Below are 15,825 nucleotides of genomic sequence, written 5' to 3'. Positions count from 1 at the left end.
ACGGGGAATGCCGTACAAATTACCTACCTCACCGGGGGTGAATCCAGGTCTTTTGCGTCACGGAACGCAGAGCGTCCGACCGGTCACCCGTCCGGGGGTCAGGCGAGGGGTTCGGCGTCCCCGTCCTCCACCGGCGCGTGCATGGGCATCTCGAACCAGACCGCCTTGCCGTCCGGGGTCGGCCGCGATCCCCAGCGGGTCGCCAGCTGCTCCACCAGGTACAGGCCCCGGCCGCCCTCGTCGTCCGCGGCGGCGCTGCGGATGCGCGGCAGGCGCAGGTCGTGGTCGAAGACCTCCACCCACACCCGGGAGGCGCCCTTGCGCAGGCGGAGCAGGAACTCCTTGTCGTCGTCCTGGGCGTCCGCCTCGTCGGCCTCGGCGACCTCGTCCAGCAGGTCGCTCCAGTCCTCGTCGAACTCGTCGAAGGCGGGGGTGCCGTCGAACGGCGTCTCGGAGTCGCGCACCCCGGTGTCGGTGAACTCGCGGTGCACCGGGTGCGGGGTGGCGTGGATGACGACGTTGGTGACGATCTCCGAGACCAGCAGGCAGGCCAGCTCCGACTGGTCCCGGTCCATCCCCCACTCCTTGAAGGTGTTGGCCGCCAGGTGGCGGGCCTCGCCCACGGTGGAGGCCTCGGAGGGGAACCAGCCCTCGCGCAGCGCCAGTTCGTCGGAGTCGGTGCGCACGACCAGCAGCGCGGTGTCGTCGTCCAGCTCGCCCGGAACGCTGTGCACCGCGGCCTCGGCGATCTGCTCCACGTCCTTGTCCGCGACCTCGGAGACCCGATCGGTGAGCCTGCGGAACGCCCTCTCGGGGTCCCGGGCGCCGCCGACGGGGGTCCGGTCGACCAGGCCGTCGGTGTACAGCAGCAGCGTGGCGCCGGTGGGCAGCCGCAGCTCCGCCTGGTGGTAGACGACGTCCTCGCCCGCGCCGGCCTTGGCCCGGGTGCCGAGCATGCGGTCGTTGACCTCCAGCTCCAGGGCCTCGACGGACTCGGAGGTGATCAGCAGCGGGGGCGCGTGCCCGGCGTTGGCGTAGGAGAGCTCGCGCGACCAGGCGTCGTAGACCATGTACAGGCAGCTGACGCTGGGGATCCAGGTGCCGCCGTCGATCGGGCGGCCCAGGCGGCGCACCCACTCGTCGAGCTCGCGCAGGATGTCGGCGGGTTCGCGGTCGGCCTGGGCGAAGGCCCGCAGGGCGGCGCGCAGCTGCCCCATGACGGCGGCGGCGTGCGGGCCGCGGCCCTCGACGTCGCCGATGACCAGGCCCACCCGGCCGGCCGAGAGCGGGATGACGTCGTAGAAGTCGCCGCCCACCTGGGTCTGGATGCCGTGGCCGTACGCCTGTGTGGGCCCGGCGGGCAGGTAGCGGGAGGCGATGGTGAGCCCGTCCTGGGGCGGGAAGTCGCTGGGCAGCAGGCTGTTCTGGAAGGCCAGGGCGGTGGTGCGCTCCTCCTCGAAGAGGCGGGCGTTGTCGATGGCCAGCGCGACGCGGGAGGCGATGGCGCCCACGAGGTCGCGGTCGAAGCCGCCGTAGGTGTTCTTCTGGCGCGGGGACAGCCCGGACAGGGCCAGGGTGAGCACTCCCAGGACCTCGCCGCGGGCGCGCAGCGGGGCGGCGATCGCGGAGGTGACGCCGACCTGCCGGGAGACCATGTCGGAGCGGCTGCTGGGGGAGTTCTCGAAGAGGTAGTCGCTGCTGACGACCGTCTCCAGCCGGCGCAGCGCCTGGGTCACGAAGTGGCGTTCGGGGTAGCGGACCTCGTCCCCGACGTCGAACCAGGTGTGGGGCGGGGGCATCCACCCCTCGGCGTGCACCGAGACCCGTCTGACCAGCCGGTCCTGCTCGTAGAGGTCGATGAAGCAGTGGTCGGCGAACTGGGGCACCAGGATGCCCGCGACCCCGCGCACGGTGGAGTCGAACTCCAGGGAGCCGGCCAGCCGGCTGCCGATCCGCTCCAGCAGGCCGTACTGCTCCTCGACCCGGCCGCTGCGCAGCGCCTCGCGGGCGATGAGCGTGATGCCGTCGATCTCGCCGTCCTCGTTGCGCATCGGCACGGCCTGGGCGCGCACGTGGATCCAGGTGGAGTCGCCCTTGAGGACCGCGAACGTGCCCTCCCAGGGCTCGCCGCGCAGGACGCGGCGGGCCAGCTGGGAGGCGTGTTCGCGGTCGGACTCGTGGATGCCGATGTCCAGCAGCGAGAGTCCGACGTAGTCGCGGCCGCCGACGAAGCCGAAGAGCTCGCGTGCGAAGGGGTTCCAGTAGCGCAGCAGGCTGAACCGGTCGATGACGACGATGGCGATCTGCGCGCGGTCCACGACGGCGGCCGTGGCGAGCGCGTCGCCTTCGCGGAAGGGCTCACCCCACCGTGTCATCTAGCCGCCACCTCGCCGTCATGAACTGCAAGCATGCCCGCCCCGGATCACCCGAACGACCGCACCTTGCAGCGAGCGTAGCAACACCGTCAACGTTCTCGCAGCGCAATGTGACAATCCTGATGAGCAACGGGTCCCCGTCGTCACGGCTTGGCGACGAAGATGTGCCCGGCGATCGCCGACGTGAGGTCGGTGCCCCCGCCGTCCTCGGCGAGCACCCGCACCCCGTCGTCGGTGGCGCGCAGCACGACCTCGCGCTCGGGCTGCACCCCCGCCTCGCGCAGGGTGCGCATGATGTCGGCGTCGGACTGGATCTGCTCGCTGATCCGGCGGACGGTGACGGTGGTCTCGGGCCCCGAGGCGACGTCGACCATCGGCACGATGGACTCGTCGGTGAAGGGCTCGGGCGAGTAGTCGTCCAGGCCCAGCTCGTCCAGCGCCGGGATCGGGTTGCCGTGGGGGCACACCGAGGGCGCGTTGAGCAGCGTCACCAGGCGCTCCTCCACGGCCTCGGAGATGACGTGCTCCCAGCGGCAGGCCTCGATGTGGACGTCCTCCCAGGGCAGCCCGATGACGTCGACCAGCAGCCGCTCGGCGAGCCGGTGCTTGCGCATGACGTGGGTGGCCAGCCTGCGGCCCTCGGCGGTCATGACCAGGTGCCGGTCGTTCTCGACCCGCAGCAGGCCGTCGCGCTCCATGCGGGCCACGGTCTGGCTGACGGTGGGGCCGCTCTGGTGCAGGCGCTCGGCGATCCGTGCCCGGAGGGGGACGATGCCCTCCTCCTCGAGCTCGAATACCGTCCGGAGGTACATCTCCGTGGTGTCGATCAGCCCGTGTGCGGTCAAGACTCCCCTCCCATGACTCTGCGCCCGGCGCACGGTCACGGCGGGCACGGCGGGTCTCTCACAACACAGGTCGGGGCGATGCGATTCCCGGGAGCCGAGTGGGGACCGGGGTGTCCGCGCGACCGCGGGAGCGACCACCGAATACCGCAAGCATATCGTGACGGCAAGGACCCGAAATTCCGTACGGGCCCGGCCGTAGGGCCCGGTTCCGCGTCAGCCCCGGGCCAGGTGCTCCGCGGTCTGCGCGCTCGCCTTCGCGAACAGCGCCGCGGTGTCGGCCCCGTCCGGGGTCAGGCCGAACCGGTCGGACAGGACCTCGGCGAACGCCGCGGCGTCGGGGAGCAGGACCGTGTTCTTCCCCACCGGCGCCAGTTCGGTCAGGGCGTTGCCGCGCAGGGTGAGGGAGCCGTCCGGGAACGGGCGCTGGGCGACGAGGGTGCGCACGAACACGGACTCGGGCGAGGTCGCCTTGGCCCGGTGGTACGGCTCGAAGTAGGCGGCCGACCGCGGCTCGGTGTCCAGCAGGTAGCCGGGCACCGCGGCCTTCCCGTGGTGGCCGATCCACCAGGTGGTCCCGTCTCCCCCGGGTTCGACGGTGTACGTGAACGGCCCCTGCCGGTACCGGCCCGGCTCCAGCGGCAGCGGTTCGAGGAAGCCGTCGCCGAGCCCCGCGTCCGCCACCCACAGGCGCCCGTCCGCGCGTACGAGCAGGGCCAGGTGGTTGGCCCACTCGGGCGGCTCGGCGTCGCGCGGGCCGACGGCGCCGCGCACCCGGGTCACCTCGAGGCCGATGTCCTCCAGCACCAGGGCCAGCAGGGAGTTGAGCTCGTAGCAGTAGCCGCCGCGCCGGCGGCGGACGATCTTGTCGAACAGGTCGTCCGGGTGCAGCGAGGGGACCAGCCCCGCCTGGATGTCGAGGTTCTCGTAGGGCACGGTGCCCAGCTGCGCCCGGTGCACCGCGGCCAGGGTGGCCGCGTCCGCCCGGACCGGCCCGGTGTGGCCGATCCGCTCCAGGTAGGCCCCGATGTCCATGTGCTCCCCCGCTCCGTGCCGGTGCCGACGCGGCAGGCTATCCGGGGGCGGCGACGTTCCGGAAGCGCTTTTCCGGGCCGGGGTCAGGGGGCGAGGCGGTCGACGTCCCAGGTGTCGTCGCCGGTGCGCAGGTAGCGGAAGCGGTCGTGCATGCGGTCGGCGCCGCCCTGCCAGAACTCGACCTCCCGCGGGACCAGGCGGAAGCCGCCCCAGTAGGCGGGGCGGGGGATCTCGGTGTCGCCCGGCCAGACCGTCTCGAACTCGCGGTAGAGGCGGTCCAGCTCCTCGCGGTCGGCGACCGGCTGGGACTGGCGCTCGCTGGCCCAGGCGCCCAGGCGGGAGCCGCGCGGGCGGGACGCGAAGTAGCGGTCGTTCTCGGCGTCGCCCAGGCGCTCCACCCGGCCCGCGACGAGGACCTGGCGGCGGATGGGGTGCCAGGGGAAGACGACGCTCGCCCGGGGGTCGGCCTCCAGGGCGACACCCTTGCGCGAGGTGTAGTTGGTGAAGAAGCGCAGGCCCCTGCGGTCGTAGCCCTTCATCAGCACCGTACGGGCCCGGGGCATGCCGTCGGGCTCCACGGAGGCCAGCACCATCGCGTTGGGCTCGGCCAGGCCCGACTCGTGGGCCTCCTCGAACCACAGGTGGAACTGGGTCATGGGGTGCTCGGCGAGGTCGGCGCGGCGCAGGGGCGCCCCCAGGTAGGGTTTGCGCAGCTCGGCGGGGTCTGTACGGTCCACAGGGGGCATCTTCTCTCGCCGGGGCCCGCCCGCGCCACCCGGCCGCGGCGACGTGCGCGTCACACGCAGTGGGGGCCGGGGTCGACCGTGGACGGGCTGATCCGCCCGCAGGCCGCCACCACGTGCTGGCGGGAGTCGTCCGTGCCGCGCGGCCCCACGACCACGAGCTGCACCATCCGCGCGTCGTACCAGTTGCCCCGGGCGGGCTCGCCGAACGCGATGTGCCCCGAGACGGCGGACAGCCCCGCCGTGTTCTGGATGCGCTCCACGAGGGCGTCGCGCTCGGCGTCGTAGGCCGCGTCGTCGCCCAGGAACGGCGGCCCGTCGCCGCCGGGCACCGGGTGGTCGACGCCGCGCAGCGCCCGGGAGAACACGGTGACGGCGTCGGCCGCGACGGCGGCGTGGGCCATCGAGGGCAGGCCCCCGTCCGCGGCGTCGGCGCCGGCCTCCGCCTCCTCGTCCCGGTCGTCGTACACCTCCCCCGCCAGGGCCTCGGCCTCGGCGTAGAACGAGCGCTCGCTGCCCTCGGTGTAGCGCCCCCAGGCGCCGCTGGCGGCCAGCGGCGTGTAGAAGACGGGGTACCCGTCGGCCCGGCCGATGGTCTCGGCGTGGTCGGTGACGAACTTGGCGATGTCGTCGCCGCCCAGCACGTCGATCCCGGCCTCCACGCACATCCCCTCCTCCTGGAGGAGGCGGTGGAAGTCGGCGAAGTCGGTGGAGCGCCCCGCGAAGTAGATGAGGTCGGGCGGGTCCTGGGCGCACACCCGCGCCAGGTGGTCGGCCTGCGACACCTCCCCCTGCCGATAGGGCAGCACGCCGGGGACGACCGCGCTGGAGCCGTCGGCCAGGCCCACCGCGGGCGGGAGGCCGCCCTCGGGGTCCTGCCAGGGCTGCCCGCCCAGGGCGCGGAAGGCGGACATGAACCGCACCGCCAGGTGGGGCCCGTAGCTCTCCCCGCTCTGGTTGTCGGCGATCGCCACGGCGGTGCGCGCCGGCCCCAGGGCCGGGGGGTCCTCCCCCTCGGCCAGGCCCGCCCCGTCCCGTGCGACCCCCTCGTAGGCCCAGGAGGCGGCCTGCTCGGCGATACGGGAGTTGGCCGGGGCCAGCGGGAAGAAGTACTGGCCGTACTTGCCCGACGCCTCCAGGGCGATGTCGTCGAAGGTCGCGGTGGTGCCGATCATCGGGATGCGCGCGGCGCCCAGCACCCGGATCGCCTCGGTGGTGCCCTGGAGGCTCTGCCCGAACCCGAGGGCGGCGATCGGCCGGTCCATCCGGTCGCGGGTGCGCTCGGACCGCTCGACGACCATGCGCGCGGCGTCGGCGGCGTGCGACCAGCCCTGGCCGGTGCTGACCAGCAGGATCTTGATGCGGGGCAGGGAGGCGTCGGCGGACTCGTTGTGCTCGGCCTGCCGGTGGGCGATCCCGAGCAGCTCCCCCTGGACCCCGGCCAGGGTGAGGTCGGAGACGGAGGTGGTGCTGAGCGCGCCGAAGTAGGCGACGGTGACGTGGGAGGTGCCGCGCCCGGCGGCGTCCACGGCCGCGTTCTGGTCGCGGATGAGCTCGGTGACCTCCTTCAGCCGCTCGTGGAAGACGAAGCCGCCGAAGGTGACGCCGTAGCAGTCCTTGCCGTCCTGCTCGATGCCGACCGGCTCCCACAGCCAGTTCTGGACGCACGGGTTGAAGGGGGCCATGGCGGTGGGTCCGAGCCCCCAGGCCAGGGCGAGGACGAGCACCAGGGACAGGGAGGTCCCCCCGGTCCAGCGCCGGGCGAGGGCCGCGGCGGTGGGCACGGTCCGGTCGGCGGGGGTTCCGGCGGTGGGGTCGGCGGGCACCCCGGGGACGGCGAGCCGCAGGGTGCGGGTGACGCCCAGGACGCCGGCGGCGTGGCGGGCGCGCCGCCACAGGGACACCTCCTCCTGGCGGACGGTGGTCTCGGTGCCCGGCAGCGAGGGGTAGCGGGCCGCGTCGACCGCCGGGGAGACCAGGGAGGCGGTGCCGGGTCCGCGGACCTGGACGATGAGCAGGGGGTCGGGCAGGGTGCGGCGCACCCGCTCGTCCTCGATGAGGCGGACGAGGTAGCGGCCGACCCGGTCGAGGCGGTCCTGGTCGATCAGGAGGACGGGGCGCAGCGCCCGGCCGCGCCGCGGCCGCAGCGGCCGGTGGACGCCGCCGTGGGTCTCGGCGAGGTCGTCCAGCAGGGCGTTGACGGCCAATCGGTGGACGGCGGGCAGCGGCTCGTACTCGCGCGGCGCCTCGGGGGACACCGGGTGCGGAGCGGTGGCGGCGGCCGGGGGCTGCTGCGGCTCCCGCGCGGGCAGCCGCAGCAGCAGCTCCCACCACAGGCGTGTCTCCGCGGACACAGGGGCGGGGCCGGGGGCCGCCTCCGGGTCGGCGGCCTCGGTCTGGTGCAGGCGGCCCTCCCGGTCGGCCTCGCCCTTGAGGAGGTTGAGGACGTGGATGCCGCGGTCGCGGTGCCCGCGCAGGCCCGTCTTCTCCTCGTAGTCGGCGTGCTCGTCGAGCCACCGGTAGGCGCGCCAGGGCAGGACGAGGAAGGGCGCCAGGGAGCCGTAGACGATGAGCAGCAGGACGGCGGCGGATCCGGCGATCCAGTTGTTCACGCCCTGGAGGGTCTGGCCGAACAGGGTGTCCGGCCCCAGCCCGCCCAGGGCGGTGGCCAGGCCGAAGGCGCCCAGCAGGGGCGGGGCGAAGGCGCCGAGCACGCCCATGATGAAGGAGACCGGGGTGAGCAGCACGGCGTCGAGGCGGCCGAAGGTGATGCGGGTGCTCAGCCCGGCGAGCCGGATGGCGCTCTCCCGGGCGATGCGCAGGTAGGCGGCGAGCCAGCGCGGGACGGACCGCCTGCGGCCCTCGCGGCGGGAGGCCGAGCGCAGCCGGCCCAGGGCGGCCACCACGTGGATCTGGGTGCGGCGGTCGGTGTCCAGTTCGAGGTCGCCGCGCCCGGTGATGCTGCCGCTCATGCCCTCGTGGATGGCGGCGCGGTCGCAGGCGCGCAGCCGGAGCAGGGAGCGCAGGCGGGCGAACCGGGGCGGCGGCGGCGCGGTGCGGGACCCCTCCGGTTCGGGGAACCCCTGGTCCGCGGCGTCGAGGAGCCTCTCCACGAGGTCGTAGAGCTCGTCGGTGGTGGCCCAGGGCTCGGGGTCCCCCGCCTCAGGGGGAGCGGCCGCGCCCGGGACGGGCAGCCGCAGCGGCGGCTGGTTGCCGCAGCGTTCGACGAGGGCGTCCAGCAGGGCGCCGCGGTCGGCGGCGTCGTCCAAGACGAGGTCGAGGGCGGGCGGGGGCTCGGCGAGGTCGCCGCGCTGCACGTCGCTATGCGCGCGGACCCTGCGGCGGCGGGCGGCCCGCCGCTCCATCCGGGCCGACCGTCCGGCGTGCCCCCGGCCGGGGCGCTCGCGCAGGGCGTCGAAGACGGCGAGCAGGCGGCGCGCCCCGTCCCCGTCCGCGGCCGCGGTGTGTTCGGGGGCCTCGGGGGAGGCCGGGGATCCGGTCGTCTCGGACACGCGCGGGCACCTCGTCATGGTCGTGGTCTCTGGCGGCTGCTCCCCCCGAAGCGCCCTCATTAGACAACAAAGGGTGCCCGTATTCCACGCTTTCAGACCCGATTGTCAGTGGCCCATACCGGCCGCGCCGACGGGAACCGCCAGGGATTGTGACGCGCCGATCCCTTCTCACGTATTTTCACGTGCGCGAATAACACCCCTGACCGGCCGCGTCGCCTCCCCCGCCACTACTCTGGGGACCGTGACCGAGATTCAGATTCCCGCGAACCTCCTGCCCTCCGACGGCCGATTCGGCAGCGGCCCCTCCAAAGTCCGCCCGGCCCAGCTGGAGGCGCTGGCCTCCTCCGGCTCCCGCTACCTGGGGACCTCGCACCGGCAGAAGCCCGTGAAGTCCCTGGTCTCTCGGGTGCGCGCCGGGATCTCCGACCTGTTCTCCCTGCCCGAGGGGTACGAGGTCGTCCTCGGCAACGGCGGCACCACCGCCTTCTGGGACATCGCCGCCCACGGCCTGCTGCGCGAGAAGTCCCAGCACCTGTCGTTCGGCGAGTTCTCGAGCAAGTTCGCGAAGGTCGCCAAGGGCGCCCCGTGGCTGGCCGAGCCGACCGTGGTCGCCACCGACCCCGGGACCCACGGCGAGGCCGTCGCCGAGGCCGGGGTGGACGTCTACGCCCTCACCCACAACGAGACCTCCACCGGTGTGGCCGCGCCCATCGCGAGGGTGGCCGGGGCCGACGAGGACGCCCTGGTGCTGGTCGACGCCACCAGCGGCGCCGGCGGCCTGCCGGTCGACATCGCCCAGACCGACGTCTACTACTTCGCCCCGCAGAAGAGCTTCGCGGCCGACGGCGGCCTGTGGCTGGCCGTCATGTCGCCCAGGGCGCTGGCCCGGGTCGAGGAGATCGCTGCGAGCGGCCGGTACATCCCCGAGTTCTTCTCGCTCACCACCGCCGTCGACAACTCCCGCAAGGACCAGACCTACAACACCCCGGCCGTGGCCACCCTGCTGCTCCTGGCCGAGCAGCTGGAGTGGATCAACGGGCAGGGCGGCCTGGACTGGTCGGTGGCGCGCACCGCCGAGTCCTCCTCGATCCTGTACACCTGGGCCGAGAAGTCCGCGGTCGCGACGCCGTTCGTCACCGACCCGGCCAAGCGCTCCCAGGTCGTGGCGACGATCGACTTCAGCGACGACGTGGACGCCGCCGCCGTCGCCAAGGTGCTGCGCGCCAACGGCGTCGTGGACACCGAGCCGTACCGCAAGCTGGGCCGCAACCAGCTGCGCGTCGCGACGTTCCCCGCGGTCGAGCCCGCCGACGTGCAGGCCCTGACCGAGTGCATCGACCACGTGCTCACGCGGCTCTCCTGAGGCCCCCGGGCACCGTCCCGCGCCCGGCCGCACCCCGGTCGTACGACGGGGCAGAATGGAGGTCGGCCCGTTTCCCGCGGGCCGACCTCCTCTTTTTCTCCTTTTCCGGACTTCCAGGACGGGTCGACTGTGCGCAGGAACAAGTTGGATTCCCCCATCAAGATCATCTCCCACCGGGGTGCGTCGGGGCACCGGCCCGAGCACACGCTGGCCTCCTACGAGCTGGGCGCCCGGCACGGTGGCGACTTCATCGAGATGGACCTGGTCGCGACCCGGGACGGCCGGCTGATCTGCCGGCACGAGGCCGAGATCGGCGAGACCACCGACGTCGCCGACCGCCCGGAGTTCGCCGACCGGCGCACCACCCGGACCATCGACGGCCGGGAGGTCACCGGGTTCTTCGCCCAGGACTTCACCCTGGAGGAGATCAAGACGCTGCGCGCCAGGGAGCGCCTCCAGGACGTGCGCACCATGAACGCGCTGATGGACGGGACCTACGAGATCCCGACCCTGGAGGAGGTCATCGACCTGGCCCTCTCCCTCACCGCGGAGCTGAAGCGGCCGATCGGGATCTACCCCGAGACCAAGCACCCCTCCTACCACGTGTCCCAGGGCCTGGACCTGGAGCCGCCGCTGATCGCGGCGCTCAAGGAGGCCGGGCTGACCGGGCCGGAGCCGCGGGTGCCGGTGTTCCTCCAGTCGTTCGAGGCCGAGAGCCTGCGCAAGCTCGCCGAGACGGAGCTGCCGCTGGTGTTCCTGATGGGCACCGAGGAGCACTGGCGGCACTACACCACTCCGGACGGGCTGGCCGAGGTGGCGGCGTTCGCGCACGCGATCGGGCCGGCCAAGGCGCTGATCGCGCCGGTCGGCGAGAACGGGGACTTCACCGAGCCGACCTCGCTGGTGGACGACGCGCACGAGGCGGGGCTGCTGGTGCACCCGTACACGTTCCGCAGCGAGAACCACTTCCTGCCGCCGGCGCTGCGCTCGGACGGCGACGCGGGCGACTACGGCTCGTTCGCCGCGGAGTACGAGCTGTTCTTCGAGCTGGGCGTGGACGGGGTGTTCACCGACTTCTCCCGGCACGCGTTCCTGGTGCGCGAGCACTTCCTGGAGGCCGGGCAGGCCGCCCAGAACGGCCAGGGCGGCCAGAAGAAGGGTGGCTGACCCGCCGGGGCACCGCACCGAGGGGCCCGGACGGGAAACCGTCCGGGCCCCTCGCGGCGTTCCCCGGCGACATCCGGCCTGCGGTCCCACCCTTTCGCGGCCCCCGGGTGGCTCCCGTTCTCCGCGGCGCCACCACACCCACCGCCACCACCGGGGAGTGCGGGCACGCCGGGCCCGCGGCGGCGCCGGCACCGACGCCCCGGCCGGGCGGGCCGCGACAGGGCCGACCGATCCCGTGGAGTCATCGACCGACCACGGACCTCCTCGCGCCCACCGTGCCGTATCACCGGGGGAACGGGAGTGGAATACCCGACAAGATCCCGATGCCTTTTTCGATTTCCTCCGACTCACCTCATACGGCCGGGGCCGGCCGCGAGGTGGATGTGGTCGACATGGTCCTGGGTGAGATCCCCGGTGTTCTGATGGAAACGCCGGACAGCGTTCCAGTCCCCCACGCTGTCCCTCTGCGCGTTCCAGATGTGCCGGTCATAGATCAAACCCTTGACCCCGAGAATTTCATGGTTCTTGATGACATAGTTGATCACCTGGATGGCCATGGCGTGGTTCTCCATCGAGGGGATACCGCCGTACGGTCCCATCATGTAGTCGATGGCCATCCCGTAACCATGGTCGCTGGTGCTCTCATTCCGGTACCCGCCGGCGGAGAGGTAGAAGGCGCCGAACTTCTCGTTCAGGTGTTCGTGGACCGAGCACATGGTCGGGTGCAGTTGACCGAGGTTGGCACAGGAGACCATCTCGCCTCCGCCGACCTGGCCGCCGTCCGGCCTGACGTGCAGGGAGTCGTAGTGCGCCTTGCGTTCCATGACGTCGTTCACGTATTCGCCGGAATTGTTGTACCCCCGAATCGCCTGGCGCATCTTCTCGTCGGTCGTGAGGTCGTTCCCACCACTCCTGCACAGGTGAGCCACGGTCGCCGCAGCGGCATCGAAGATATTGTTCGGGTCCTTCTCGCCGTTGCCGTCCCCGTCCTGCCCGTATATATTCCACGAGCCGGGAATGAACTGCATGGGACCGACGGCTCGATCGAATTCCTCGTCCCCGTCCATCTCCCCGTCGTCCGTGTCCTCGATTCGGGCCGTATCGTTGGTGCCGTCGAGCGGGATGCCTATGATCGGGGGTCGGACATTCCCTTCTTCGTCGGCTTCGGACCCGTCGTGCGTTCCGTGCTTGCTTTCCTCATAACCGATACCCGCGACCAGGGACCAGCTCATCCCCTCGCACCCCGGAGCGTACTCGTCGACACCGGAAGCAGCCGCGACGTAGGCGAACAGGACGACGTCCGGGATGCCCGGCACGGAATCCGGGAACTCCTGGAATGAACCATCGGCCTCTTCTGCGATCACGCCGACCAAAAGCAGAACGAAGACCATGATGAAGGCGATCAACGCCAGGGGGAGATAGAGAAGCTGCTTCACCTGGGCGGACCCTCCACGAGATCGCTCGTAACCGACTTTCCGTGTTTCTCTTCACGGCGCACGGGCGACCCTTTCGTGATTGCAGAGGAGCCCTGAATGTAGTATCTGTAGGCGCCGTAACCCAGGATCACGCCCGTCGAGGAAAGCGGTCCCGCCTTGTCCGAACCCTATAACCCCTGGACAACGCCTGCTCAGGACGATACGGAAGCAGCACGGAAAGCCGCTGCCCACGAATCCGAACAGGCGGATGATACTCATACCACGACCACCGGACCATCTTTCCCCCACCCCGGCGTCCACGCCCCGGAAGGAGTGGGCCTCCCACTCCGCGTTTTTCCGCAAAGCGCCAGCGTGTGGTGGGTGGGAGCACATGGAGGGGCGGGCGAGAGCACCTTCGCCAAACTTCTCCCGGGGTCGGTCGAGAGCCACCACACATGGCCACAATCGGCCACACCCCTCCCCGGTGGAATTCCGGTGGTGTTAATGGCCAGAACCGGCCTCTCAGGTTTGGAGTCCGCCCGGAACGCCCTTACACAATGGGCCTCCGGCACCGTTCCCGGAATCCAGCTGCTGGGCCTTGCCCTGGTGTCCGACGCGCCCGGTAAGCTTCCGAAACCCCTGAAGGACTTCGCGCATCTAGTAGGAGGGGGAGCTCCCCGAGTCTGGCGCGTCCCCTGGATGGAACAATGGCGGACCGATCCGCCCACCGCCCCGGATCCACGCGGCATGCCCGCTGAGCTGCGAAAACTCATAAAAAGCGTGCAAGTCCTGATCCAGAAAAGCTAGAGAAAAGATCCGAGACCCGATGAACGAAGCAGTTGTCCTCGCAGCTGACGCAACGTCCCTTCTCCACCCCCTCGCGCTCGGCATCGATGAGGTCACCAGCCAGGCCCCTCCCGGCCTGGACGGCGGCTTCCTCACCATCCTGGGATGGGCCAAGTGGGTCGCCCTGGCGGTCTGCGTCCTCGGCCTCATCGTCGCCGGCGCCGTCATGGCCATCCAGTCCCGCCGGGGCGAGGGCGGCGAACACATGAGCAAGATCGGCATGGTCCTCGCCGGTGTCATCGTCATCTCGGGCGCGACGAGCCTCGTCTCGTTCCTGGTGAGCTGATCACGGAGAAAAACCGACGATGAGCGACGAGAACCCCTTCAGCCGCCCCTCCTTCATCTTCTCAGCAGGTTTTCTCGCCGCCCTCGTGGTGTCCGGTGCCCTGGTCGCCGTGTGGCCCGACGACGAGGACGAGGCGGGGGCGGACCCGGGAACCGCGTCCGCCCCCGCCGGCCCCGGGGAGACCCCCTCCCCGGAGGAGGCTCCGGCCACCCCGGACGGGCAGGACAGCGTGTGCGGGCTGGAGGCGCACACGGTCGAGTTCGACATGCTCCTCCCCCTCCTCGACACCACCTGGACCTCGATCGGCGGCATGCGTGCCCCGCAGACGGCCGAGCACGGCCCGGGGGTCGTCGAGGACGGCGGGGCCCGCTACTGCTACGCCCGCACACCGGAGGGGGCGGTGCTCGCCACCGGGAACTTCCTCGCCCTGGCCAACGCCGGGGGCGACCGGATGGACTCCCAGTGGGAGCGGATCGTGGCGCCGGGGCCGGGACGGCAGGTGTTCATCGCGGAGATGGAGTCGTCGCAGGCGCCGGAGGGAGGCGTCGGCGGTCAGATCGTCGCCGCCAAGGTCGTCTCCTACACCGAGGACGAGGCCCGTATCAGCCTCGCCCTGATGGCTCCCGACGCCGTGTACGCGAGCATGACCTTCGACCTCATGTGGGTGGAGGGGGACTGGAAGATCGTGGTCGATGAGAGCGGGGAGAGCGATCCCCTCTTCACCGTCCTCGAGGATCTGAGCGGTTACACACCCTGGGCGGCGATCTGACGTGTGCGGAATCGATATCGGGTGTCACTTCGACAGGGCAGTGACCAGCATCATGGACGAGATCAAGCAGCAGTTCGCGGACGAGGTCGGAAGCGTCGTCGAGACGATGCTGACCTTCTGGATCGACAGTCCGACCAGGGAACTGGACGCCGGTGACGGCTCCGCCGCCGGCGGGATCACCTCCCCCAGCGGAACCCCGGGGCAGGTGAGCGACATCCTCGGCTACGTCACCTGGATCGGGTTGGGCGTCGCCGTCCTGTCCCTCATCATCCTCGGGGCGACACTGGCCCTGGCCAGGTCGAGGGGCGAAGGCGGCCAGTACCTCAACAAGATGACCCTGGTCATCGGGGCCGTCGCCCTCATCGGCGGTGCGTCCTCGGCCGTCTCGGCGCTGATCGGGGCCATGGGCGGCACCTCGGCCGGCGGCGCCGCCGGATTCCTCCAGAGCCGCCTGATGTTCTACGTCGGGGTCGCGGCGATCCTCTCGGTGATCGTGGGCGGCGTGAAGATGGCCTGGGAGCAGCGCGCCCAGCCCGGCAAGGAACTGCTCAGGTCCCTGCTGACCCTGGTCGTGGTCTCGGCGACCTGCGTGACCTTCGTCAACATCCTCATCGGCCTCGGGGACGAGTTCTCGACGTGGATCCTGAAGGAGGGCTACGGCCAGTCCGACCTCGGCGGACTCGCCACGGAGTTCCTCGTCATCATGGGCGTCAACTCCTACTTCGGCGGCGGCGGACTCATCATGGTCCTCGTCCTCGGCCTGGTCATCATCGTCATCGGCCTGATCCAGATGGTGCTGATGATGATCCGCGACGGCATGCTCATCCTGCTCACCGGCGTGCTCCCCCTCACCGCGGCGTTCACCAACACGGAGATGGGCCGGTCCTGGTTCCAGAAGGCCATCTCCTGGCTCGTCGCCTTCCTGCTCTACAAGCCCGTGGCGGCGATCATCTACGCCCTCGCCTTCGTCCTGCTACAGGAGCCCGAGGGAGAGGCGGGCCTGGAGGACCTGATGCTGGGCGTCACGATGCTCGCCCTGGCCCTGTTCGCCCTTCCCGCCCTGATGAAGTTCGTGACCCCCATGGTCGGCGCGACCGCGGGCAGCGGCGGCGGGGCAGCCGACGCCGCGACCTCGGCGCTCCCCACCGGCTCCGCGAGCGGCGGAGGCGGCGGGGGCGGATCCGGCGGCGGAGGAGGCGGAGGCCCTTCCGGCGGCAGGTCCGGCGGAGGCGCGACGGGCGCCTCCAACACCAGCGGCGCCAAGCCCGGAGGTATCACCGGCGGAGGCGGAGGCGGCCCGACCACGGGTGGAGGCGGAGGCGGCGCGGGCGCCGCCGCGATGAAGAGCAACCCCAAGACCGCCGCCATCTACGCGGCCGCCAAGGCCGTCAAGGCCGTCGGCGAGGCCAGCAAGAAGGCGGTCGACGAAACCGCTTCCGGAGGCGATGGGCCCAGTGGCAGCCGTAAATGAC

General features: G+C 71.5%; 12 protein-coding genes. 6 read left to right on the top strand and 6 right to left on the bottom strand.

Going from position 1 to position 15,825, the window contains the following annotated elements:
• Positions 1-98 precede the first annotated feature (98 nt).
• From KGD84_RS03835 to KGD84_RS03815, 5 genes are all read right to left on the bottom strand, one after another.
• Complete coding sequence (locus KGD84_RS03835) at positions 99-2,375, bottom strand: SpoIIE family protein phosphatase (protein WP_220564738.1); 2,277 nt, start codon at positions 2,373-2,375, stop codon at positions 99-101.
• Positions 2,376-2,518: 143 nt separating this feature from the next.
• The gene (locus tag KGD84_RS03830; RefSeq protein ID WP_220564737.1) at positions 2,519-3,220 is read right to left on the bottom strand and encodes an iron-dependent transcriptional repressor DtxR; all 702 of its coding nucleotides are present in this window, start codon (positions 3,218-3,220) and stop codon (positions 2,519-2,521) included.
• Between the two features lie 213 nt (positions 3,221-3,433).
• On the bottom strand, positions 3,434-4,252 hold the full coding sequence (locus KGD84_RS03825) for an arylamine N-acetyltransferase family protein (protein ID WP_220564736.1): 819 nt from the start codon (positions 4,250-4,252) through the stop codon (positions 3,434-3,436).
• 83 nt (positions 4,253-4,335) lie between these two features.
• The gene (gene pdxH, locus KGD84_RS03820; protein ID WP_220564735.1) at positions 4,336-4,989 is read right to left on the bottom strand and encodes a pyridoxamine 5'-phosphate oxidase; all 654 of its coding nucleotides are present in this window, start codon (positions 4,987-4,989) and stop codon (positions 4,336-4,338) included.
• A 59-nt stretch (positions 4,990-5,048) separates the two neighbouring features.
• Complete coding sequence (locus tag KGD84_RS03815) at positions 5,049-8,507, bottom strand: type 1 periplasmic-binding domain-containing protein (RefSeq protein ID WP_220564734.1); 3,459 nt, start codon at positions 8,505-8,507, stop codon at positions 5,049-5,051.
• 241 nt (positions 8,508-8,748) lie between these two features.
• Between KGD84_RS03815 and serC the strand changes: the two genes are divergently transcribed.
• Positions 8,749-9,870, top strand: a complete 1,122-nt coding sequence (serC, locus tag KGD84_RS03810; protein WP_220564733.1) for a phosphoserine transaminase — start codon at positions 8,749-8,751, stop codon at positions 9,868-9,870.
• 129 nt (positions 9,871-9,999) lie between these two features.
• Positions 10,000-11,037 (top strand): glycerophosphodiester phosphodiesterase family protein, encoded by a 1,038-nt coding sequence (locus KGD84_RS03805; RefSeq protein WP_220564732.1) that lies wholly within the window; start codon positions 10,000-10,002, stop codon positions 11,035-11,037.
• A 347-nt stretch (positions 11,038-11,384) separates the two neighbouring features.
• Here KGD84_RS03805 and KGD84_RS03800 read toward each other — a convergent pair whose 3' ends face one another.
• A complete protein-coding gene (locus tag KGD84_RS03800; RefSeq protein WP_220564731.1) occupies positions 11,385-12,473 on the bottom strand; it encodes a lytic transglycosylase domain-containing protein in 1,089 nt (362 codons plus the stop codon).
• A gap of 312 nt (positions 12,474-12,785) precedes the next feature.
• Between KGD84_RS03800 and KGD84_RS33780 the strand changes: the two genes are divergently transcribed.
• The 4 genes from KGD84_RS33780 to KGD84_RS03785 are packed head-to-tail and all read left to right on the top strand — an operon-like array spanning position 12,786 to position 15,824.
• Entirely contained in the window at positions 12,786-13,259 is a 474-nt protein-coding gene (locus tag KGD84_RS33780; protein ID WP_370634679.1) for a DUF6668 family protein, read from the top strand.
• Between the two features lie 19 nt (positions 13,260-13,278).
• Positions 13,279-13,584 carry a hypothetical protein gene (locus KGD84_RS03795; RefSeq protein WP_220564730.1) on the top strand — a complete coding sequence of 102 codons (306 nt, stop codon included), beginning with the start codon at positions 13,279-13,281 and terminating at the stop codon, positions 13,582-13,584.
• A 19-nt stretch (positions 13,585-13,603) separates the two neighbouring features.
• Entirely contained in the window at positions 13,604-14,353 is a 750-nt protein-coding gene (locus KGD84_RS03790; RefSeq protein ID WP_220564729.1) for a DUF8175 domain-containg protein, read from the top strand.
• Between the two features lie 40 nt (positions 14,354-14,393).
• Entirely contained in the window at positions 14,394-15,824 is a 1,431-nt protein-coding gene (locus KGD84_RS03785; RefSeq protein WP_255647028.1) for a TrbL/VirB6 family protein, read from the top strand.
• Position 15,825: the final 1 nt, after the last annotated feature.

The organism is Nocardiopsis changdeensis, assembly GCF_018316655.1.
GTDB classification, from domain to species: domain Bacteria; phylum Actinomycetota; class Actinomycetes; order Streptosporangiales; family Streptosporangiaceae; genus Nocardiopsis; species Nocardiopsis changdeensis.
The sequence above is the reverse complement of the archived record's forward strand: the minus strand, read 5'-3'. Positions and strand labels throughout refer to the sequence as shown.

Coding starts and splice junctions, on each gene's coding strand:
- KGD84_RS03835 (WP_220564738.1), bottom strand. CDS start 2,375: ATGACACGGTGGGGTGAGCCCTTCCGCGAAGGCGACGCGCTCGCCACG.
- KGD84_RS03825 (WP_220564736.1), bottom strand. CDS start 4,252: ATGGACATCGGGGCCTACCTGGAGCGGATCGGCCACACCGGGCCGGTC.
- KGD84_RS03795 (WP_220564730.1), top strand. CDS start 13,279: ATGAACGAAGCAGTTGTCCTCGCAGCTGACGCAACGTCCCTTCTCCAC.
- KGD84_RS03790 (WP_220564729.1), top strand. CDS start 13,604: ATGAGCGACGAGAACCCCTTCAGCCGCCCCTCCTTCATCTTCTCAGCA.